This is a genomic window from Caulobacter sp. HJHS_5 (assembly GCF_056683955.1).
In genome coordinates this window covers 26509-46980 of record NZ_JBWZNC010000007.1, presented here as the reverse complement: position 1 = coordinate 46980, position 20472 = coordinate 26509, and the positions used below count along the sequence as shown (strand labels likewise).

Genomic DNA, 20472 nt, shown 5'->3' with positions numbered 1-20472 from the left:
GGCGCAAAGCCCGTCCCTATACTCCGCGCCCTTCCGGGCCTGCCCCGGAGTTGGGGATATATGCATGCCTACGGGAACGCCGCCGGTCGCCATCATCATGGGCAGCCGCTCGGACTGGCCGACGATGAAGCACGCCGCCGATGCGCTGGACGCGCTCGGCGTGGCTTACGACGCCAAGGTGGTCTCGGCCCACCGCACGCCGGATCGCATGTACGCCTTCGCGAAAGGGGCGAGGGCCGCGGGGGTGAAGGTGATCATCGCCGGCGCCGGCGGGGCCGCCCACCTTCCGGGCATGACCGCCTCCATGACCGACCTGCCGGTGCTCGGCGTGCCGGTCGAATCCAAACTGCAGAACGGGCTCGACAGCCTGCTGTCCATCGTCCAGATGCCCGGCGGCATTCCGGTGGCCACCCTGGCCGTGGGCGCGGCCGGCGCCAAGAACGCCGGCATCCTCGCCGCCCGCATCCTAGCCCTGGGCGACGACGCCCTGGCCGAGCGCGTGACGGCCTACGCCGCCAAACAGACCGACGCCGTCGCCGAGACGGTGGAAGACTGATGAGCTTTCCGCTGCCGCCGGGCTCGACCATCGGCATCCTCGGCGGCGGCCAGCTCGGCCGCATGCTGGCCCTGGCGGCCGCCCGCCTCGGCCTCGACGTCGCCGTGCTCACGCCCGACGAGGACTCCCCGGCCAGCCGGGTGGCCAAGACCACCTTCGTCGCCCCCTACGACGATCCCGACGCCCTGGCCGCCCTGGCCAAGGTCAGCGACGTGGTCACCTTCGAGTTCGAAAACGTCCCGGCTCGGGTGGTCGATATGCTGGCCGGACTCGGCGCGGTGGTCGCGCCCGGCGCCATGGCCTTGGCGGTCGCCCAGGATCGGATCGAGGAGAAGAGCTTCATCAACAGCGTCGGCGTCTCCACCGTCGGTTTCGAGGCCGTCGGCTCGGCGGCCGAATGCGAAGAAGCGGTCGCCCGCGTCGGCGTCCCCTGCCTGCTGAAGACACGCCGCGACGGCTACGACGGCAAGGGCCAGCGCTGGATCCGTGACGCGGCGGAGGCCGCCGCCGTCTTCGAGGCGCTCGGCGCGCCGTGCATCCTGGAGGCGCCCGCCGCCTTCGTGCGCGAGTTGTCTGTGGTCGCCGCCCGTGGCCGCGACGGCGCCGTCGCCGCCTTTCCGCTCGGCGAGAACCACCACGAGAACGGCGTCCTGCGCCGCACCCTGGCCCCCGCCGCCGTCTCGCCCGAGACCGAGGAAGCGGCACAGGACATCGCCGGATGCATCCTCGAAGGCCTCGACTACGTCGGCGTCCTCGCCGTCGAACTCTTCGAGCTCGCAAACGGCGACCTGTTGGTCAACGAGATCGCCCCACGCGTTCACAATACCGGCCATTGGACGCAGGATGGCTGCCTGACCGACCAGTTCGAGCAGCACATCCGCGCCGTCGCCGGCTGGCCGCTGGGGCCGACCACGGCCTTGGCCCGCACGGAGATGACCAATCTGCTCGGCAGCGAAGCCGACGCCTGGGCCGACCTCGCCGCCGAGCCGGGCGTGCGCCTCCACCTCTACGGCAAGCGCCACGCGGCGCCGGGCCGCAAGATGGGGCATGTGAACCGGCTCACCCCGCTGTAAGCCCGACCTGGACGGCTTCATGCTCGGGTCGGCCGCGCATGAAAAAGCCGCCGGAGCACGGCCCCGGCGGCTTTCGGAAGGTCGAGGTTCAGTCCGCTACAGGATCGACTGACCCGTACCCGCCCAGTCCTTCATGAAGGCCTCCAGACCCTTGTCGGTCAGGGGGTGCTTGAACATCGCGTCGAAGGTCGACGGCGGGATGGTCGCGCAGTCGGCGCCGGCGATGGCGGCCAGGGCCACGTGCTGCGGCGTGCGGATCGAGGCGGCCAGGATCTCGGTGTCGAAGCCGTAGTTGTCGTAGATGGCGCGGATCTCGCGGATCAGTTCCATGCCCTCGGCGCCATGGTCGTCCAGACGGCCGATGAAGGGCGAGATGTAGCTGGCGCCGGCCTTGGCGGCGAGCAGGGCCTGCGAGGCCGAGAAGCAGAGGGTCACGTTGGTGGCCACGCCCTCGCGGGAGAACTCGCCGCAGGCGATCAGACCGGCCTTGGTCAGCGGCAGCTTGACCACGACATTGGGTGCGATGGCGGCGAGTTTTCGGCCCTCGGCCAGCATGCCGTCGACGTCCATGGCGGCCACCTCGGCCGAGATCGGACCGGGACAGATGTCGCAGATTTCGGCGATCACTTCGAGGATCGGCCGGCCCGACTTGGCGATCAGCGATGGGTTGGTGGTCACGCCATCGACGAGGCCGGTGGCTTGGAAGTCCCGCAGGACGGCGACGTCGGTGGTGTCGAGGAAGATTTGCATGTGGGCCTTCTAACCTTGAGCAGGCGGTGAGACCAGCCTCGGCAGCAGGCTGGCGATAAGGGCGTCGAGATCGGTTCCGTGGTGGTAGCGCACGCCTTCGACACCGGCGCGACGAGCCGCCTCGAGGTCCGACGACTTGTCGCCGATCATCACCGTGCGGGCCGGATCGGCCCCATGCTCGGCCATGGCGCGCAGCAGCATGCCGGGATTCGGCTTGCGGTCGGGATGATCGGGGTGGATGTAGCGCTCGACGACGCCGGTCGAGTGGTAGGGGCAGCTATAGACATCGTCGAAGCGGGCTCCGATCGCGGCGAGCTGATCTTGCATGGCCGCGTGGAAGGCCTCGACCGCCGCCTCTTCATAATAACCGCGCGCCACGCCCGACTGGTTGGTGACCACCAGCACCAGCACGCCGGCGTCGTTCAACCGCTTGATCGCCGCCCGGGCGCCCGGCGTCCAGGCCAGGTCCTCCACCCTATGGGTGTAGCCGTTGTCGATGTTCAGAACGCCGTCGCGGTCGAACAGCACGGCGGGACGCAGCGGATCGGACATCTAAAACCGTTTCGGCCTTGGCGCGTTGGAGCTTCGCCCTTGTGATCGCCGACGGACGGCGAGACAAGCTGAACCAGAATATCGGGGGACGCATGACGACCGACAACGAAGCCCTGGCCGAAGCCGCCCGCGCCCGCGACGCCCTCAAGACCTGGTTGCTGACCAAGGCCTACCCCCTGTGGTGGACCGTCGGCTACGATCATCAGCGCGGCGGCTTTCAGGAAAAGCTCGACGTCGACGGCTCGCCGGTCGAAGCGCCACGCCGAGCCCGCGTGCAGCCCCGGCAGGTCTTCGCCTACGCCGTCGCTGGCGAGCTCGGCTGGAAGGGGCCCTGGCGCAAGGCCGTGCAGAGCGGCCTAGACTGGTACCTCGACCACTACACGCGACCCGACGGCCTGTTCCGCACCCTGGTGGCTGCCGATGGCGCGCCGCTCGACGACAAGGTCGACCTTTACGACCAGGCCTTCGGCCTGTTCGCCCTGGCCACCGCCTACGGCGCCCTGGACCGGCCGCCGGAACTGGCGACCCGCGCCGCCGCCCTGCGCGATCGTCTGAAGGCCGAGCTCGGCCACCCGGTCGCCGGCTTCGAGGAAAGCGATCCGCGCACCCTGCCGCTGCAGTCCAACCCGCACATGCACATGTTCGAAGCCAGCCTGGCCTGGGCGGAGAGCGACGGCGGCGACGCCGACGGCAAATGGCGCGCCCTGGCCGACGAGATCGCCGGCCTGGCCCTGACCAAGTTCATCGACCCGAAGAGCGGCGGCCTGCGCGAATTCTTCGACGGCGACTGGAACCCAGCCCCTGGCGTCGAGGGCCGCATCGTCGAGCCCGGCCACCAGTTCGAATGGGCCTGGCTGCTGTTGCGCTGGGCCGGGATCGCCGAACGGCCGGACGCGGCCGTCGCCGCCCGCCGCCTGATCGAGATCGGCGAAGGGCCAGGCGTCGATCCCGCCCGAGGCGTGGCGATGAATCAGCTGCTCGACGACATGAGCGTGCACGACGCCTCGGCGCGCCTGTGGCCCCAGACCGAACGCATCAAGGCCTTCGCCCAGTTGGCCACGGAGAGCGGGGCCGACGACGATTGGCGCGGCGCCGTCCGCGGCGTCCGCGGCCTGATGAAGTATTTCAGCAGCGACCTCGCGCCCGGCCTCTGGCGCGACAAGTACCAGCCGGACGGAACCTTCGTGCAGGAGCCCGCCCCGGCCAGCTCCTTCTATCACATCGTCTGCGCGGTGCTGGTGCTCGACCGGGCGGTCAAGGCGGCGGGGGCTTGACGCCCCCACTACTTGCGAATGACAACCAGCGTCGTCGGCTCGGCGGCGCGAATGAGGCCCACGGGAGCGGCGCCGCCTTCCAGGCCGCCGCTCAGCAGTTGGTGTTCGCCCGCCGGCAGCTCGGCCGTCGCGCCGGCCTCGAACTTCCACAGCTCGACGACGGCGCCGCCTTCCTTGGCCAACACCTGGCGGGTCACGCCGGCCCGGCTGCTGACCGGATGCTGGGTGGCGATCTCCCGGCCGGCCGCCTTCAAGGCGTCGACCAGCGCCTTCACCGCCTGGGCGTCGTTGCGACGCGCCACCATCACCGCGTCGGGCTCGGCGATGATCAGAAGGTCGGACACCCCGAAGGCGCCGACGAACGGGCCGCCGGAGCGGATCAGCACGCCCCGCGAGTCCGTCAGCAGCACGTCGCCGCTGCGGGCGTTGTCGGCCTCGTCGCGCTCGGAAGCTTCCCAGATCGCGTCCCAGGCGCCGAGGTCGGACCAGATGAAGGTGGCGGGCGCCACCGCGGCCTTCTGCGTCCGCTCCATCACCGCATAGTCGAGCGACTTCTTCGGCGCCTTGCCGAAGGCTTCGGGCGACAGGCGGAGGACTTCGCCCTCGACGCCGGCCCCCTGCACCGCCTCGCGCGCCGCGTTCGACATCGCCGGCTCGAAGGCGTCCATCTCGCCCAGCAGGGTTGAGGCGAGGAAAGCGAAGTTACCACTGTTCCACAGATAGCCCTCGGCGACATAGCGTTGGGCGGTGGCATAGTCGGGCTTCTCGACGAAGGCCTCCACCGCCCGCACCTGGCCCCGGAGGCGCTCGCCCGGCCGGATATAGCCGTAGCCGATGGCCGGGGCCGACGGGCGCACTCCGAAGGTGACGATATAGCCGTCGCGGGCGGCCGAGGCGGCTTCCGCCACCGCCGCGCCAAAGGCGTCCAGGCCGGCGACATGGTGGTCGGCGGCCAGCATCAGCACCACGCCCCCGGGGTCGATCGATTGCACATAGGCGGCGGCGGCGGCGACCGCCGGGCCGGAATCGCGCGCTTCCGGCTCGACCAGAACGGTGATCGCCTTGCCGATCTCGGCCGCTTGGTCCTGCACCATCGGCAACATGCCGGCGCCGGTGACGACCACCGCGCCTTTCACCTCCGCCGCCGAATCGAGGCGCAGCAGGGTCTCCTGGAAGCTGGAGCGGTCGCCCGTGAGCTTGAGAAACTGCTTGGGACGATCGGGCCGCGAGGCGGGCCACAGGCGCGTGCCCGAACCGCCGCAGAGAATCACCGGATAGATCGCCATGCCATCCCCAACACTGGAACCGTGGCCGACAACGTCGCCGCCGCGTCACTGTTCCATGCAATCGCTCCCGTTTGCTTGACCCTCTGGCGGGGTCATGCAACGAGCCCGACGTCTTTAGGACTTTATGGAATCGGAGACCATGGCCGCCTCGCCTGTCCAGATGGCTGACGCCGTCCGCGTGCTTTCCATGGACGCCGTGCACAAGGCGCGGTCCGGTCACCAAGGCATGCCGATGGGCATGGCCGACGTGGCGACCGTTCTCTGGACCAAGTTCCTCAAGTTCGACGCCGCCCGGCCGGAATGGGCCGATCGCGACCGCTTCGTGCTGTCGGCCGGCCACGGCTCGATGCTGATCTACGCCCTGCTGCACCTGACCGGCGTCAAGGCCGTGACCATGCAGGAGATCGAGAATTTCCGGCAGTGGGGCTCCAAGACCCCCGGTCACCCTGAGTTTGGACACACACCCGGCGTCGAGACGACCACCGGCCCCCTGGGCCAGGGCCTGGCTACCGCTGTCGGCATGGCCATGGCCGAGCGCCACCTGGCCGCCCGCTTCGGCGACGACATCGTCGATCACCGTACCTGGGTGATCGCCGGCGACGGCTGCCTGATGGAAGGCGTCAGCCACGAGGCCATCAGCCTCGCGGGCCGCTTCAAGCTGAACAAGCTGACCGTCCTCTTCGACGACAACAACACCACCATCGACGGCGAGGCGACCATCGCCGAGGCCGGCGACCAAGTGGCTCGCTTCAAGGCGGCCGGCTGGGCGGTGAAGGTTGTCGATGGCCATGACCACGGCAAGATCGCCGCCGCCCTGCGCTGGGCGACCAAGCAGGACAGGCCGACGATGATCGCGTGCAAGACGCTGATCTCGAAGGGCGGCGGTCCGAAGGAAGGCGACCCCCACAGCCACGGCTATACCCTCTTCGACAATGAGATCGCCGACGCGCGGCGCGCCATGGGCTGGACCCACGGCCCGTTCGATGCGCCGGAAGACGTGGTTCGCGCCTGGCGCAAGGCCGGCCGTCGCGGCGCCCGCGTCCGCAAGGCGTGGGAAGAGAAGCTGGCCTCCTCGGACCGCTCGGCCGAGTTCCGCGCCGCCATGGCCGGCGACCTGCCGGAAGGCGCCTTCGCCGCCCTCGACGCCTATATCGCGGAGGCCGCCGCCGCCAAGGTGAACAACGCCACGCGCGTTCATTCCGGCTCGGCGCTGGAACGCCTGATTCCGCACATTCCCGAAATGGTCGGCGGCTCGGCGGATCTGACCGGCTCGAACAACACCTTCGTCAAGGGCATGCGCCCCTTCGATACGCCGACCTACGACGGCCGCTACGTCCACTACGGCATTCGCGAGTTCGGCATGGCCGCGGCCATGAACGGCATGGCGCTGCACGGCGGCGTGATCCCCTATTCGGGCACCTTCCTGGCCTTCGCCGACTACAGCCGCGCGGCGATCCGCCTGGGCGCGCTGATGGGCGCCCGCGTGATCCACGTGATGACCCACGACAGCATCGGTCTCGGCGAGGACGGCCCGACCCACCAGCCGGTCGAGCACGTCGCCTCGCTGCGCGCCATGCCGAACCTCCTGGTCTTCCGTCCGGCCGACGCGGTCGAGGCCGCCGAGTGCTGGAAGCTCGCTTTGCAGGCGCGGACCACGCCCTCGGTCATGGCCCTGTCGCGCCAGAAGACCCCAGCCGTGCGAACCGACGCCGCCGTCAACCTCTCCGCCCGCGGCGCCTATGAGCTGTTCGCCGCCGACGGCGAGGCCAAGGTGACGCTCTTCGCGTCCGGGACCGAAGTCGGCATCGCCGCCGCCGCGCGCGACCTGCTGCAGGCCGAAGGCGTCGCCACGCGCGTCGTCTCCACCCCCTGCTGGGAGCTGTTCGAGCAGCAGCCGACGGACTACCGCGAGGCCACCCTCGGCAAGGGCACGGTGCGGGTCGCCGTCGAGGCGGCGGTGAAGTTCGGCTGGGAGCGCTTCATCGGTGAAGACGGCGCTTTTGTCGGCATGCCCGGCTTCGGAGCCAGCGCCCCCTACGAGCGGCTCTACAAGGAATTCGGCATCACCGCCGAAGCCGTCGTCGCCGCCGCCAAGGCCAGGCTCGCCTGATGCGGATCACGCCGCTCGCCATCCCCGACGTGCTCCTGATCGAGCCGAAGAAGCATGGCGACGAGCGCGGCTTCTTCTCGGAGACCTTCAGCGCCGCGGCCCTGGCCGAGGCGGGGTTCGAGAGCGCCTTCGTGCAGGACAACCATTCGCGCTCACCCCAAAGGGGCACGGTGCGCGGCCTGCATTTCCAGGCGCCGCCGCATGCGCAGGACAAGCTTCTGCGCGTGGCCAACGGCGCGATCCTCGACGTGGCGGTCGATATCCGCGTCGGCTCGCCCACCTACGGCCAGGCGGTCGCGGCCGAACTCTCGGCGGCCAACTGGCGGCAGCTGCTGGTGCCAAAGGGCTTCGCCCACGGTTTCCTCACCCTGACCGACGACTGCGACGTGCTCTACAAGGTCACCGACTATTACGCCCCGGCGTCGGAAGGCGGCCTGCTGTGGAACGACCCGGCGCTGGGGATCGACTGGCCGGCCGAGCTTACGCCCGTGATCAATGACCGCGACGCGACCTGGCCGACCCTCGCCGAATTCGCCTCCCCGTTCCGGGATTAGGTTGGCGTGGGCGAACCACGCGGCTAAACAACCGCGGGGTTGTAGTCTCCGGGAACCCAGTTTTGAAAATCCTCGTCACCGGCGGCGCCGGGTTCATTGGCTCCGCGGTCTGCCGTCACCTGATCGAGAACACCGACCACTCGGTGATCAACCTCGACAAGCTGACCTACTCCAGCACCCTGACCTCCCTGGCGTCGATCGAGGCCTCGCCGCGCTACGCTTTCGTGCAGGCCGATGTCGCCGACGCCGAAGCGGTGGCCGAGATTTTCGCGCGCGAGAAGCCCGACGCGGTGATGCACCTCGCCGCCGAAAGCCACGTCGATCGTTCGATCACCGGCCCGGGCGCCTTCATCCAGACCAATGTGGTCGGAACCTATGTGATGCTGCAGGCCGCTCTGCACCACTGGCGGAGCCTGGAAGGCGCCGCCAAGGACGCCTTCCGCTTCCATCACATCTCCACCGACGAGGTGTACGGCAGCCTCGATGACGACGGCCTGTTCACCGAGACCACGCCCTACGATCCGTCCTCGCCCTATTCCGCCTCCAAGGCCGCCTCCGACCATCTGGTGATGGCCTGGAATCGCACCTATGGCCTGCCGGCGGTGATCTCGAACTGCTCGAATAACTACGGGCCTTATCACTTCCCCGAGAAGCTGATCCCGCTGGTGATCATCAACGCCCTCGAAGGCCGGCCGCTGCCGGTCTACGGCGACGGCTCGAACGTGCGCGACTGGCTGTTCGTCGACGACCACGCCCACGCCCTGGTCACCATCCTGACCACCGGCCGGCCCGGCCAGACCTACAACGTCGGCGGTCGCAACGAGCGCACCAACCTGCAGGTGGTCGAGGCGATCTGCGACGAGCTCGACCGCGTGGCCCCGAGCGCCGGCATCGGTCCGCGCCGCAATCTGATCACCTTCGTGGCCGATCGTCCGGGCCATGATCACCGCTACGCCATCGACGCGACCAAGCTGGAGAGCGAACTCGGCTGGCGGGCGCGGCATGTCTTCGAGACCGGGCTGGCCGAAACCGTGAAGTGGTACGTCGAGCGCCGCGACTGGTGGGAGCCGCTCAAGGCGGCCGCCGCCGAACGCCAAGGCCTGGAGAAGAAGGCGTCCTGATGAAGACCCTGCTGGTCTTCGGCCGCGCCGGTCAGGTCGCCGGCGAACTGGCCCGCATGGACGCGCCGGGCTGGCGGGTGCTCGCGGCTGGACGCGAAACCCTCGACCTGGCGTCAGGCGATATCGAGGGCTTCATCGCCGAGACCGCGCCGGACGCGGTGATCAACGCGGCCGCCTATACCGCTGTCGACAAGGCCGAAAGCGAGCCCGGGGCGGCCTTCGCCCTCAACCGCGACGCGCCGGGCCGCATGGCTCGCGCCTGCGCCGCGCGCGGCGTCCCCTTCGTCCACATCTCGACCGACTATGTGTTCGATGGCACGAAGCCCACGCCCTACGTCGAGACCGACCCCCTGGCTCCGCTGGGCGTCTACGGCGCCAGCAAGGCTGCCGGGGAAGCGGCCGTGGCCGAAGCGGGCGGCCGTTGGGCGATCCTGCGGACCTCCTGGGTCTATGGTCCGCTCGGCGCGAATTTCGTGAAGACCATGATCCGCGTCGGCCAGGCGCGCGAGGAGGTCGGGGTCGTCGACGACCAGCTCGGCCGTCCCACCTCGGCGCGGGAAGTGGCGGAGGCGGCGTTCGCCGCCGTTCTCGCCCTGCAGGCCTCCGACGGGCCGCTCGGCGTGCTGCACACCGCCGGCGGCGGCGACGCCACCTGGGCGGACCTCGCCGAGGAAGTGTTCGCGCGGATGCAACGTCGGCTCGGCAAGCGGCCCGCCCTGAAGCGGATCGCGACTGCCGACTATCCCACCCCCGCACGTCGCCCCGCCAACTCGCGGCTTGACGGTCCCCGCGCGGCGGAGTTGCTCAATTGGAGGCCGCGCCCCTGGCGCGAAAGCCTGGCCCAGTGCCTGGATGAAATCGAGGAGTCCGGCGGACTATGAAGGGTATCGTTCTGGCCGGGGGCTCCGGCACCCGGCTCTATCCGGCCACGCTCGGCGTCTGCAAGCAGCTGCTGCCGGTCTACGACAAGCCGATGATCTACTATCCGGTCGCCACCCTGATGATGGCCGGCATCCGCGACATCCTGATCATCTCGACGCCGGTCGACACCCCGATCTTCCAGCGTCTGCTGGGCGACGGCTCGCGCTGGGGCGTGAACTTCGAATACGCCGTGCAGGAGACGCCGCGCGGCCTCGCCGACGCCTTTATCGTCGGCGAGCAGTTCGTCGGGAACGACACCAGCGCCCTGATCCTGGGCGACAACATCTTCTTCGGCCAAGGGCTGCCCGAGATGCTGCACGGCGCGGCCGACCACGCCGACGGCGCCCACGTCTTCGCCTACCGCGTCCGCGATCCCCAGCGTTATGGGGTTGTGGAGTTCGACGCCGGCCGGCGCGTGCTCTCGCTCGAGGAGAAGCCGCGGCAGCCCAAATCCGACTGGGCGGTCACCGGCCTCTACTTCTACGACAAGGATGTCGTCGACATCGCCAAGCACCTGGAGCCTTCGCCGCGCGGCGAGATCGAGATCACCGACATCAACCGCACCTATCTCGAGCGCGGACGTCTGTCGGTCGAATGCTTCGGCCGTGGCTACGCCTGGCTCGACACCGGCACCCACGAGAGCCTGCTGGAAGCCTCCGAGTTCATCCGCGCCATCGAACATCGCCAAGGCATGAAGGTGTCCTGCCCGGAAGAGGTCGCCTACCACGCAGGCTGGATCGACGCCGAACAACTGGCGCGCCTCGCCCAGGACCTGTCCAAGACCGAGTACGGGCGTTACCTCCAGGACCTGCTCGAAGAGGGCTAGGACGCGGCCGGGAACGCAGCGCGCAGCACGGTGGCGATGGCGTCCACGTCGGCTTCGAAGGCCCCGGCCTCGTTGGAAGGCTGCAGTATGGGGATGTAGTCCAGGCCGTGCGTCATGGCCTGGCGCACGAACCACACGTCAGTCACGGAACTCGGCACGAGCTCCACCACGCGGCGGGCTCCCTGCAGCAGCGGCGCGAGGGCGAGCCCCGAGCCCCAAGGCGACATCACCGTGTCGGCCCCGGCGAACAGCCGTACCTGCTCTTCGAAGCTCAGGGTCTCCGGCGAGACAGGGGTGAAGCCCCGGGCCATGGCCAGGCCCTCCAGGGCCTCCGCGTTCAACACCGGTCGGGGGAAGCCGCCTGTGCGGCGGATGAACAGCCGCCGCGGTCCCTGGGGGGGATGCTCGACGTTGTAGACGCCCTTCAACCAATCGAAGAACGTCTTGCTGTAGGCCGCTGGGAAGTAGACGCCGTGGGCGGCCAACGCCGACGACAGTCCGGCCCTGCGCAGCAACACCACCTCGCCAGGCAGATCGATGGAGCGGCGCACGCCGCAGCGCTCGAGCACCGGGGCCAGCCAAGCCGGCGAGGTCCAAAGGCCAAGCCGGGCCTCGCCCGACGTCAAGGCGTCGCGCCAGAGCCAGACCTGTAGCAGGCCATCGAGCACGGCATGGCCGAAGGTCTCGCCGCCGAAATGGGCGAAAGGCACGGTAAGCCCGCCGATCCGCGCGACCTTGCGGTCGGCGACGGCACAGTCCTCGCCGTCGATCGCATAGTCCATCGCAAGCAGCCCGGAGGGCACGCCCGACCCTGCACCGAGATTGAACTCCTCGATCAAACCTCCGCCGGGCGCGGCGATGGCCCGCGCATGGCGGCTCCACAGGATGTTGCGCCCCTCCCCTTTCAGGAAGGCGCGCCCCTCGGCGATCGGATAGCGCAGGAAATGGCCGCGCGGCGCGGCCTTCAAAAGCGCCAGAGGAGATAACCGCACGTCGGGGGTCTCGGCCGGCCACTCGAAATCGCGCTGAAAGGACGGCTTGGACCGCCACGCCAGCCGATCGCCCAGATCGCCGAGCAGGCGGAGTCCATCGGACGATGGTGACCCCAACTCGGCGGCGCGGACGCCGGCTCTAGAAAAACGCATGCAGCGCCGCCTTCAAGAACGGCCCCTTCCCCTGATCCGCCAAAAGGCGAATCGACTTCGAAATCCGATGTTTACACCCGCAGCCGCGCGCCGCCACACCAACCGCCCCAAGGTCTCAGTCGCCGGCCATGGCTGCGCCCTTGAGGCGGCCTTCGATGGAGAGGCGCAGGCTGTCCAGGCGCATAGCGACGACGCCGTCCGACAGGCCTTCCGCCTCGCCCCAAGCCCGGTCCTGCGCCTTCATCGCCGCGAGTAGGCCGGCCGCCTCCGGCGGCCGGATCAGATCCAGGCCGAATTCGCGTTTGTAGAGCAAGCCTTCCTCTGCGGCGGTCTGCAATTGCTCGCTCGCCTTTCGCTGGTGCGAATGAAAGACCACCGCCTCGTCGACATAGGCCTTGTCGAAGCCCTGGCGAACCATCTCCCAGCCCAATACCTGGTCTTCGCCCCACGCGATTTCCGGATAGGGCAGATGCCGCCACGCCCCGCGCAGTAGGGCGGAATTGTTGTCGGAGTGAAAGCCGATCAGCCTGCGCCAGTCCTCCCCCCCGGCATAGACGAACGAGGGCAGGCCCAGGCGATTGGAGAACAGCGGTCCAAGATCGCGGATGTGGTCGAACAGATCGTCGAGATCACGGGCGGCGTAAGGACCGTGGGCCGGGTATGCGCGGTGACGACCGAAGGCGAGCGCCGTGCGCGGCGAGGCGTCGAAGGCTTCGACCAGCCGCGCCAACCATCGGCCATCGGCCGGCAAGGCGTCCTGGGTGAGAAAGGCGACGATGTCACCATCGGTCATCTCGACACCGAGGTTGCGGGTGCGACCATGCTGGAACTCGGCCTTTTCGATGGTGTGCAGCCGCACGCGCCCGCCCGCCTTGCGGGCCATCTCGGCGGTGCGGTCAGTCGAACCGCTGTCGATTACCAAGAGGTCGTAGTCGAACGGGCAGTCCTGCGCGGCGGCGGCGGCCAGAACCCGGTCGAACAAACGGCCGCCGTTGTAGGTCGGGATCACCACCGAAACGCGACGCGGACGACCGACCGCCGGCGTGCAGACCGCTGCCGTGTCGATCGCCGCCGCGCCGGTCGCAGCCAGGCGCTCCAGCAGGGCGCCCTCCAGCTGACGGGCGCTGCGCTCCCAGGAAAGGCCCTGGACGAAGGCTCTGCCCCGGGCGGCCTGGTCGGCGCGGGCCTCGGGGCTGGCGGCCAGGGCCTGCAGGGCGTCGGCGACCGCGTGCACATCCGGGGCGGCCAGGGCGACCTCCCCGGCCGCGAACACCGCCCGCGTGCTCTCGCCGTCGAGTTCGACCACCGGCAGGCCGCAGGCCATCATCTCCAGAGGCACGAGCGAATAGTTGGTAGCCGAGAACACCAGTCCGATGTCGCACACGCGGTAGAGGTCGCCGAGCTGCTCGGGCGTCGTCAGGCCAAGATGGACATGCGGGAAGGCCAAACCCGTCGGCGGCGTCTCATCGCCAAACAGGGCGGCTTGGAAGGCGACGCCGCGGCGATGCAGTTCGGTCAGCGCCGCGAACGCCAGGCCGACCGCGCGGCGCGGCGTCGAACCGCGGGCGTAGACGGCGATGCGGACAGGACGTTCGGCCTTTCGCGGCCCGCGCTCGCTCGGCTCAGCGCCGGCCGGCGGGAAATATGCCGCAGCGTCGACGGCCAGGTCCCACTTGCGTGCCCATAGACCGTGGCCTCGGGCCTTGCCGAGCAGCCAGTCCCCGGCGGTCAGGGCGTCGAGCCCGAGCCCGTAGGACTGTTCGGCCAGGATGGCAGCGTCGCCGGCCCCGTAGAACAGCGGCTCATAGTCCTGAATCAGGTAGAAACGGGCCTTGGCGTTGACGACATTGGCAGCCGGAAAGGCCGTCCAGGCCTCCGTGGCGATGACCACGTCGGCGCTGACCGCCCGCGTGTCGTCAGGGAGGGCGACGACAGCGACGTCCTCGGGGATCGGCCGGAACCAGGCCTGCATCCGCCGCTTGGCGACCAGTGGGTCGGGACCGCGCGGGTTCTGAATCCACAGCGTTTGGCGATGACCCAAGGCGGCCAGCTGCTCGACCAGCCGCAGGATTGACATCTGGCCGCCGGAGCCGCGCAGGACATCCGGCACGATCCAGGCGATATCCAGCCGAGCGGGGTCATAGACCTTTGAGCGGGGCTGCAGGGGTTGCGGCCGGCGCGCCGCGATCGCGGGATCTTCCCGGGGCCACCGACGTCCATAGGGGCCGCGCCGGGAGGCTGGCGGGGGCGGGGGCGGGGGCGGGGCGACATGCGGCCGTTCGGCCCAGACGAACGGCGCCCAACCGAGGCGGACGGCCGCCAGCCGCGCGGCGAGATCGGTCGCCAGGCCGTCCTCGACAGCCCAGGAAGCCGCCTCCAGCTCGAAGACGCCCGGCGGGTCGCCCGCCGCCGCGGCGAGGGCCGGCAATGCGGCGGCATAGAGCCAGCCCACGGGCTCCAAGCGCCCAGGCGCCGCCCACGCATCGGCCAAGCGGGTCAAGCGGTGGGTTTCCGGGCATAGCCAAGCCAGAGCGGGATGGCTGGCGAACCATGCGGCGGCCTGGGTCGCGGCGGCGGGGTCGGCGAAGAGGGCATCCAGCTCGGCCTGGCGGCGCAACTGCTCGCGGCGCGACTCTGGAGGGCCGCCGAGCCGGGCGCAGAGCACCACCTCGGCCCGGCCCGCCAGATCGGCGAAGGCGACCGGAACGGCGAGGCCGTCCACGCAGGGCGCGGGCCGGACCTCCAGCCGCGCTCGAGGCAGGCGCTCGGCGAGGCGGTGACGCAGCCAGGCGGCGTCCGGCTCCGATCCCGTCCCGACCCAGAGGTGCAGATCGGTCGGCCAGGCGGCGAGAAGCCCGGCGAGGCTTTCGACCAGTTCGGGACGGCCGAGATGAACATACACCGCATAGGACGCGTCCCCCGCCGGGACACCGGGCGTAAACACCGCCGTCGCGGGCGGGCGTCCGGTCTCGCCGCGCTGCCGGTCGAGGAAGTCGGCGAGGGCCTCGTCGAGCGCGACGCCGCGCCGGGCGGCCCACCACCCGGTATCGAAGCCGGGGCCGGGATTGCGCAGCTCCGCCGCGCCGGCGACCAGATAGTGCTCGAGGGGGTCGAGCCCCCGGCCCGCGAGCTCCGGATAGGTCGACAGGTAGTAGCGGGCGTCAACCAGTCCGCTCTCCTCTACCCGCTCGCGCAGCGTTGTCCAGCCGGCGCGGTCGAACACCGGCGAGTCGAGCGAGCGGCGATAGCCGCGCTCCAGGCGATCACGCAGATGCAGGGCGAAGGGGTTGACGTCCGGCGGTGCGGCGGGGTTGGCCTCGCGCCACGCCCTCATCGAGAACCAGTCCGCCGGATCCCGACCCTCACGCCAGCCGATGCCTGCGAAGTGCTCCAGGGCGTCCGCCCCGGTGCGGGCCACGTCCGGATGCCGGTCCAGATAGTCCTCGGCGTCAAACCAAGCGGCCAGATCGGCGAGGAACGGCGCCGGCTCGCGCCCTTCGGCCCTGCCGTGAGCGAGGTAGTGCAGGAACGGCGCGCCTTGGACGTCCGGATAGGCGCGGCCGTAGGCCTTGGCGTTGAACCAGGGGGCGGGATCGACGCCCGCGAGCCAGCCTTTCTCAAGATAGTGCCGGGCCAGATCCGCCGCCGTCGGCGTCGGATCGGCCAGTTGGGCGCGATAATGGGCGGCGTCGATTTCGCGGCGTAGGAGGTCCGCGTCGCGTCGGCGGCGACGACTCCCCGCTATGCGGCCGATGATGCCCTTGTTGTTCAAAGTCCGCCGGTGTTGCGATCGAGGAATTCGATGAAGTTGTGGTGCGGCAGACGGTAGGCGAAGGTCACGTCGTCGCGCCGCTTGCCCTCGGTGTAAAAATCTCGAACTTCGAGCGGCGAGGGCGAGAAATAGCCGAACCACTCCAGCCCCACCACATCGCAGATCTGGCGCACCCAGATACCGGTGAAGTTGGTCGGCTGAATTTCGAAGATGCGCGCATCTGGCGCGGCGAATAAAACATTGGCGAAGCCGGCGCCGGTGGCTCCGACGATGACCTTGGCTTGCGAGATCAGCATCACCTGCTCGGCCACGCTCAGCTTCTCGGGAAACACGATCTCGTAGCCGCGCTCGCGCAGCATGCGGATCAGCTTGTCTTGGTTGACCATCACCCGCTTGCGGTCGTGGCGGGCTAAATAGATTTTCCAAGGCCACGCCTGCTCGGGCGCGGCCCGGCGGGCGCTCTCGATGATCCGATCGCGCACCAGCTTCAGCACCTTGTTCGGCGCGTGCAGGAAATGATCCATGCAGTTGGTGAACACCACATCGTCGAGGCGAACGATGGGGGCGTCGAGTTCGCGGACCAAACCAGCCCGGTCGCCGAGATAGAGCGACAGCAGCTCGCGCTGCCAAGCGTTCAGCACGGGGGCGATGGGCGGGTGGCTCTCCAACGCGCCCATGTCGTCGATCACCGCGAGGCCCGTGAGGGCGTCGAGCACGAAATGGCCGTAGTTAAACCTCGCGCCCCAGGGTATGAAGACGGTCGCGGCGGCGAGGCGCGGCGGATCGCGCGGCGCATCGAACATCAGCCGGTCCTGCTTGACCCGCATGCCCGGCAGCTGCCCCAGGGTGGGTGTGAAGTAGCGGGCCTCGGCGACCGTGCGTCGATACAGCCGACCGTCGCCATCGATCACCGCGCCGAACTCAGGCGTATGCATCACATTGCGGACACGGCACACATAAGTGTCGAACAGCATGGCTCCGCCCGCGCCGTCATGCCAGTCCGGCAGGGGATCGCCGGCGGTATGGCCGCGCAGCCGCTTCTTAAGGTCCTTCTCGCGAGTCTGACTGACCGGTCGGTGAAGGGACCAGAGGCCGTGCTCGCCCTTCGGAAGGGTCGCCGACTTCCAGAACACATTGAGCGCCTCGGCCAGCGCCTGCTTCTCGTCGACCACTTCGATGACGTGCTTGGCGACGGGGCGGTCAAGCTTGGCGCGGAGGGGCGTCACAAGGTCCATACGGTTCTATAGCCCTTGCTCTCGGCACAGGCGGCGAAAATTCTCTCGATCGCATGCGCCACCGTGCCGTCGATACGGCCCATCTCCGGTTCGAAGCCATAGGCCTGCGGCGGCGGGACCAGCAGTCCCTCGAAGGCCGCGACGCGCCCCCAGAACATGCTGCCGCCGGGAAAACTGGTCTTGTCGTCGTAGGCCAGACCGCCGAGCAGGTCGGCGACGCGCTTCAAGGTCTCGGCGTTGTTGACCATGGCTGCGTTCTCGCCGAGCCGCATCCGCGACGAGGCCGGGGCGAGAAGGCCGAGCTTCGGGTCGGTCACAAAGGCCTGGGCCCGGCCGGTCAGCACCGCGTCGATCAGGGTCTGGCCCGCCGCCGCGCCATCCGCCAAGTGCGGCGAGCGTTTCGAGTGCAGTTTGCAGAACACCGCGTAGCCTTCGGCCCTAGCCGTCGCCAGCGCCGTCAGGAAGGGCAGGACATCGCGGCCGCGGTTCTCGTGCGGGATCAGGCGGGCGGCCGGGAAAGCGGCACGGAGGGTCGCGAGGTCCGCGCCGCTAAGGCCATCGGGGAAGGTGGCGATGACGTCGTGCGGCGCGAAGCCAGCGGCGGCCAGCTTGGTGGCCAGGCTGGCGGCCATGTCGGGATAGAAGACGTGCAGCAGGGCGACCGATTCGCCGCGCGCTCCTTGAGCGCCCGCGGCGGGAGGAACCTCGGCCGCAGTCAGCCTCGGCGCCAAGCTCTCGACCGCCGAGCGGGTCGCCTGGATCATGGCGTGGCCGAACCACTGGTCAGGCTCAAGATAGGCGCCCTCGGCCCACTCGTTCCAGGCATTGACAAAGACGACGCGGCGTTCGGCCGGCGCAAGCCGCTGCGAGGTCTCCAGCGCCGCCGTGAGCCAGGTTCGATAGACGGTCGGATCGTTGTTGTGGAAGACGTGACCGGCGCCCGGACGCCGGGCCTCGTTGTCCCACATGGGCATGACGCCGGGGTGGATGGCCGGGTCGCGCCGCACGGTCAGGTCGTCGATCACCGCCGCGGCGGTCTCGACATAGTCGTAGACCCGGCCGGAGAAATCGCGATTGTAGCGCACCAACTGCTCGGTGATCTCGCCGACGTTCAGGGTGTGGGGCGGGAACTCGACGATGCCGTCGAGCCCGAAGCTCTCATAGTCGGAGAAGCCGAAGGAGTTGGCGCCGAGGATATAGAGGCCCGGCAGGCCGATCCTGACCGCGTGCTCGCGCCAGCGCGCCATGGTCGCCTCGGCGTCGGGCAGGATGGTCGGGCGATAAACCACCAGCAGCGGCTTGCCCTCGACCTTGATGTAGCGGTCCAACCGCATGTAGCGGGCCAGGTCCTCCAGGACCGCCAGATCGTCCTCAGGCGAATGTTCCTGGGCGATCAACATCTCGGACTCGGCGCCGTCCCATCGGCGCGTCCAGTTCTCGTTGGCCCAACAAAGGGCGAAGGGGAAATCGACCCTGCCCTTCCCATCCGCGTCCTGGCCGAAGGCGAAAAGGTCGAGCGGCCGCTCCATCAGGCGCCTCCCGCCGAACCAATAGTAGTGGAAGCAGAAGCCATCGACGCCAGCGACGCGGGCGAGGTCCGCTTGGCGCTGCAGGGTCTCGGGCACGCGCAGGTCATAGTAGCCGAGATCGGCCGGTCGGCGCGGTTGCTGGTGACCGACGAACTGCGGCACGGCCTTGGCGACGTTGGTCCACTCGGTGAAGCCCTTGCCCCACCAGGCCTCGTTCTCGGGGAAGGCGTGGAACTGCGGCAGGTGAAAGGCCAGTAACCGCGGTGCCTCGACTCCCCGCCGCGGCGGCGTCAGAGCCGGAGCGGCGAAATGGGGGCTGCGCCACTTGCGGGCACGGGCGAATTCGAAGTCGTAGAGCTGCTCGAAGGCCTCGGGCGCGGCGAGGCGGCCAGTCGCAGTGCCGCTCGGCGCCTGCAGGCGCAGCCCCCAGCGCCGCGCCAGGGGGCGGAAGCGCAGACGTACCGGCTCGGGAATCAGCCGCCAGGCGAACTGCACGAGGCGGAACTTCAGGCTATGGCTCACCCGCACGACCGCCGGTCGGGTGTCGATCTGCCACGACCCGACCTCGACGCGCCCCGGCGGGTCGGCGAAGGTCAGGCGCAGGGCCTGGATGCGGCGGCCGTCAATATCGGTCTCGGCGGCGAAATAGTCGCCTGGCCAGTGCGGCAAAGCGAGAAGCGCGGGCTCGAAGCCACTGCCGAAATCGAACTGCACCTGAGGCGCAAGGGTCTCGCCCCGGTCGCCGATCACCTTCACCGCCACCGCCACGCGGGCGGGTTCGGCCAGACGATGGGCCTCGAAGCTGTCGAGCCGCCACACGAGGGCGTCGCCGGTCGCATCGAAGCGATAGGCGCCATCGCCGTCGGAAGCGGCGCCGCCTTCACAGGCCAGCTTCGGAATCTGCGCCAGCACCGGCGGCGCTCAGCGCTTCTGCAGGATGACGACGCCCTGCACGAACCGGCCCGGGTCGTCGATGATCTCGCGCACGGCGAAATGCTCGCCCCATACCCGTTCGACGTAGGCGGGCGACAGGATGGTGTCGCCGTACTCGGCCTTGGCCAGCTCGAAGCCGCCGTTGTCGAGATAGGCTATACCGTCGCCGGAACGCACGGCTTGCCGCATGGCCGGAAATTCGGCGCTGTGCCCATGCAGTATCTGCAGCCAGTCAGAGTAGCCCTTGGGGGCTTCCTGCTCGATGTAGTCGAGGAAGCGCTCCGGCCAGAAGGTGAAGGCGGCGACGCAGCCCGGCTTGGCGACCCGCGCCAGCTCCGCGATCCACGCCCTGCCCAGATGATCCGGCAGATGGGTGAACACCGAATAGGCGATCATCGAGTCGAACGCGCCGCCGGCGTAAGGCAGCGGCTTGCCGTTCGTGATGCCGTCGTACGACCCGGGCAGGCCCATCCAGCGGTTCATGAACATCAGCCGCTCGTTCACGTCGCAGCCGAACATGTTCTCTTCGGAGAAATCCTTCCAGAACATCCGCATATACCGGCCCCAGCCACAACCGAAGTCAAGGAACTGGGTCTTGCGGTTCAGCGGGCGGCCCAGCGCGGCGGCGTAGCCCTTGACCAGCTGGTGGAAGTTGAACGCCTCGCCCAGGGCGGCCTCGTAGGAGGAGCCGACGAAGTTCTCCTGGAACTCCGGCGAGGGAAAAGGCGGGAAGGGGTGGCCGAGCACGCGGCGCTGCTCGGTGGACTGCCGCAGGACCGCCAGCCACGCCTCGTCGGAAAACTGGCGAAACATCTCAGGCAGCATGGCGGTGCCC

Annotated in this window: 16 protein-coding genes; 8 read left to right on the top strand and 8 right to left on the bottom strand. The window is 69.2% G+C overall.

Annotated elements, in window-relative coordinates:
• The first annotated feature begins 64 nt into the window (after positions 1-64).
• Both purE and ACFLIT_RS14255 read left to right on the top strand, forming a co-directional pair.
• Positions 65-556 (top strand): 5-(carboxyamino)imidazole ribonucleotide mutase, encoded by a 492-nt coding sequence (gene purE, locus ACFLIT_RS14260; RefSeq protein WP_479912225.1) that lies wholly within the window; start codon positions 65-67, stop codon positions 554-556.
• Positions 553-1629 carry a 5-(carboxyamino)imidazole ribonucleotide synthase gene (locus tag ACFLIT_RS14255; RefSeq protein ID WP_479912224.1) on the top strand — a complete coding sequence of 359 codons (1077 nt, stop codon included), beginning with the start codon at positions 553-555 and terminating at the stop codon, positions 1627-1629. The genes purE and ACFLIT_RS14255 overlap by 4 nt, the downstream gene beginning before the upstream one ends.
• Positions 1630-1725: 96 nt before the next feature.
• On the opposite strand, the gene fsa is transcribed toward ACFLIT_RS14255, so the two are convergent.
• Entirely contained in the window at positions 1726-2379 is a 654-nt protein-coding gene (gene fsa / locus ACFLIT_RS14250) for a fructose-6-phosphate aldolase (RefSeq protein WP_479911916.1), read from the bottom strand.
• Between the two features lie 9 nt (positions 2380-2388).
• Positions 2389-2931 carry a D-glycero-alpha-D-manno-heptose-1,7-bisphosphate 7-phosphatase gene (locus tag ACFLIT_RS14245; protein ID WP_479911915.1) on the bottom strand — a complete coding sequence of 181 codons (543 nt, stop codon included), beginning with the start codon at positions 2929-2931 and terminating at the stop codon, positions 2389-2391.
• Between the two features lie 92 nt (positions 2932-3023).
• On the opposite strand from ACFLIT_RS14245, the gene ACFLIT_RS14240 reads away from it, so the two are divergent.
• Positions 3024-4205 carry an AGE family epimerase/isomerase gene (locus tag ACFLIT_RS14240; protein WP_479911914.1) on the top strand — a complete coding sequence of 394 codons (1182 nt, stop codon included), beginning with the start codon at positions 3024-3026 and terminating at the stop codon, positions 4203-4205.
• A gap of 8 nt (positions 4206-4213) precedes the next feature.
• On the opposite strand, the gene ACFLIT_RS14235 is transcribed toward ACFLIT_RS14240, so the two are convergent.
• Entirely contained in the window at positions 4214-5491 is a 1278-nt protein-coding gene (locus ACFLIT_RS14235) for a mannose-1-phosphate guanylyltransferase/mannose-6-phosphate isomerase (RefSeq protein WP_479911913.1), read from the bottom strand.
• A 139-nt stretch (positions 5492-5630) separates the two neighbouring features.
• Here ACFLIT_RS14235 and tkt point away from each other — a divergent pair, with 139 nt between their 5' ends.
• The 5 genes from tkt (at position 5631) to rfbA (ending at position 11023) form a co-directional block, all read left to right on the top strand.
• Positions 5631-7601, top strand: a complete 1971-nt coding sequence (gene tkt / locus ACFLIT_RS14230; protein ID WP_479911912.1) for a transketolase — start codon at positions 5631-5633, stop codon at positions 7599-7601.
• Positions 7601-8155 carry a dTDP-4-dehydrorhamnose 3,5-epimerase gene (rfbC, locus tag ACFLIT_RS14225; protein WP_479911911.1) on the top strand — a complete coding sequence of 185 codons (555 nt, stop codon included), beginning with the start codon at positions 7601-7603 and terminating at the stop codon, positions 8153-8155. Before tkt ends, rfbC begins: the two co-directional genes overlap by 1 nt.
• Before the next feature lie 62 nt (positions 8156-8217).
• A complete protein-coding gene (gene rfbB, locus ACFLIT_RS14220) occupies positions 8218-9276 on the top strand; it encodes a dTDP-glucose 4,6-dehydratase (protein WP_479911910.1) in 1059 nt (352 codons plus the stop codon).
• The gene (gene rfbD / locus ACFLIT_RS14215) at positions 9276-10157 is read left to right on the top strand and encodes a dTDP-4-dehydrorhamnose reductase (protein WP_479911909.1); all 882 of its coding nucleotides are present in this window, start codon (positions 9276-9278) and stop codon (positions 10155-10157) included. The genes rfbB and rfbD overlap by 1 nt, the downstream gene beginning before the upstream one ends.
• Positions 10154-11023 (top strand): glucose-1-phosphate thymidylyltransferase RfbA, encoded by an 870-nt coding sequence (gene rfbA / locus ACFLIT_RS14210; protein ID WP_479911908.1) that lies wholly within the window; start codon positions 10154-10156, stop codon positions 11021-11023. Before rfbD ends, rfbA begins: the two co-directional genes overlap by 4 nt.
• Here the strand turns inward: rfbA and ACFLIT_RS14205 are convergent.
• The 5 genes from ACFLIT_RS14205 to ACFLIT_RS14185 form a co-directional block, all read right to left on the bottom strand.
• On the bottom strand, positions 11020-12168 hold the full coding sequence (locus tag ACFLIT_RS14205) for a glycosyltransferase family 61 protein (protein WP_479911907.1): 1149 nt from the start codon (positions 12166-12168) through the stop codon (positions 11020-11022). The genes rfbA and ACFLIT_RS14205 overlap by 4 nt on opposite strands.
• A gap of 115 nt (positions 12169-12283) precedes the next feature.
• On the bottom strand, positions 12284-15940 hold the full coding sequence (locus ACFLIT_RS14200) for a rhamnosyltransferase WsaF family glycosyltransferase (protein ID WP_479911906.1): 3657 nt from the start codon (positions 15938-15940) through the stop codon (positions 12284-12286).
• Complete coding sequence (locus ACFLIT_RS14195; RefSeq protein ID WP_479911905.1) at positions 15937-17166, bottom strand: glycosyltransferase family 61 protein; 1230 nt, start codon at positions 17164-17166, stop codon at positions 15937-15939. The genes ACFLIT_RS14200 and ACFLIT_RS14195 overlap by 4 nt, the downstream gene beginning before the upstream one ends.
• Entirely contained in the window at positions 17163-19616 is a 2454-nt protein-coding gene (locus tag ACFLIT_RS14190) for a glycoside hydrolase family 99-like domain-containing protein (RefSeq protein WP_479911904.1), read from the bottom strand. The genes ACFLIT_RS14195 and ACFLIT_RS14190 overlap by 4 nt, the downstream gene beginning before the upstream one ends.
• 9 nt (positions 19617-19625) lie before the next feature.
• Entirely contained in the window at positions 19626-20462 is an 837-nt protein-coding gene (locus ACFLIT_RS14185) for a class I SAM-dependent methyltransferase (RefSeq protein ID WP_479911903.1), read from the bottom strand.
• Positions 20463-20472 lie beyond the last annotated feature (10 nt).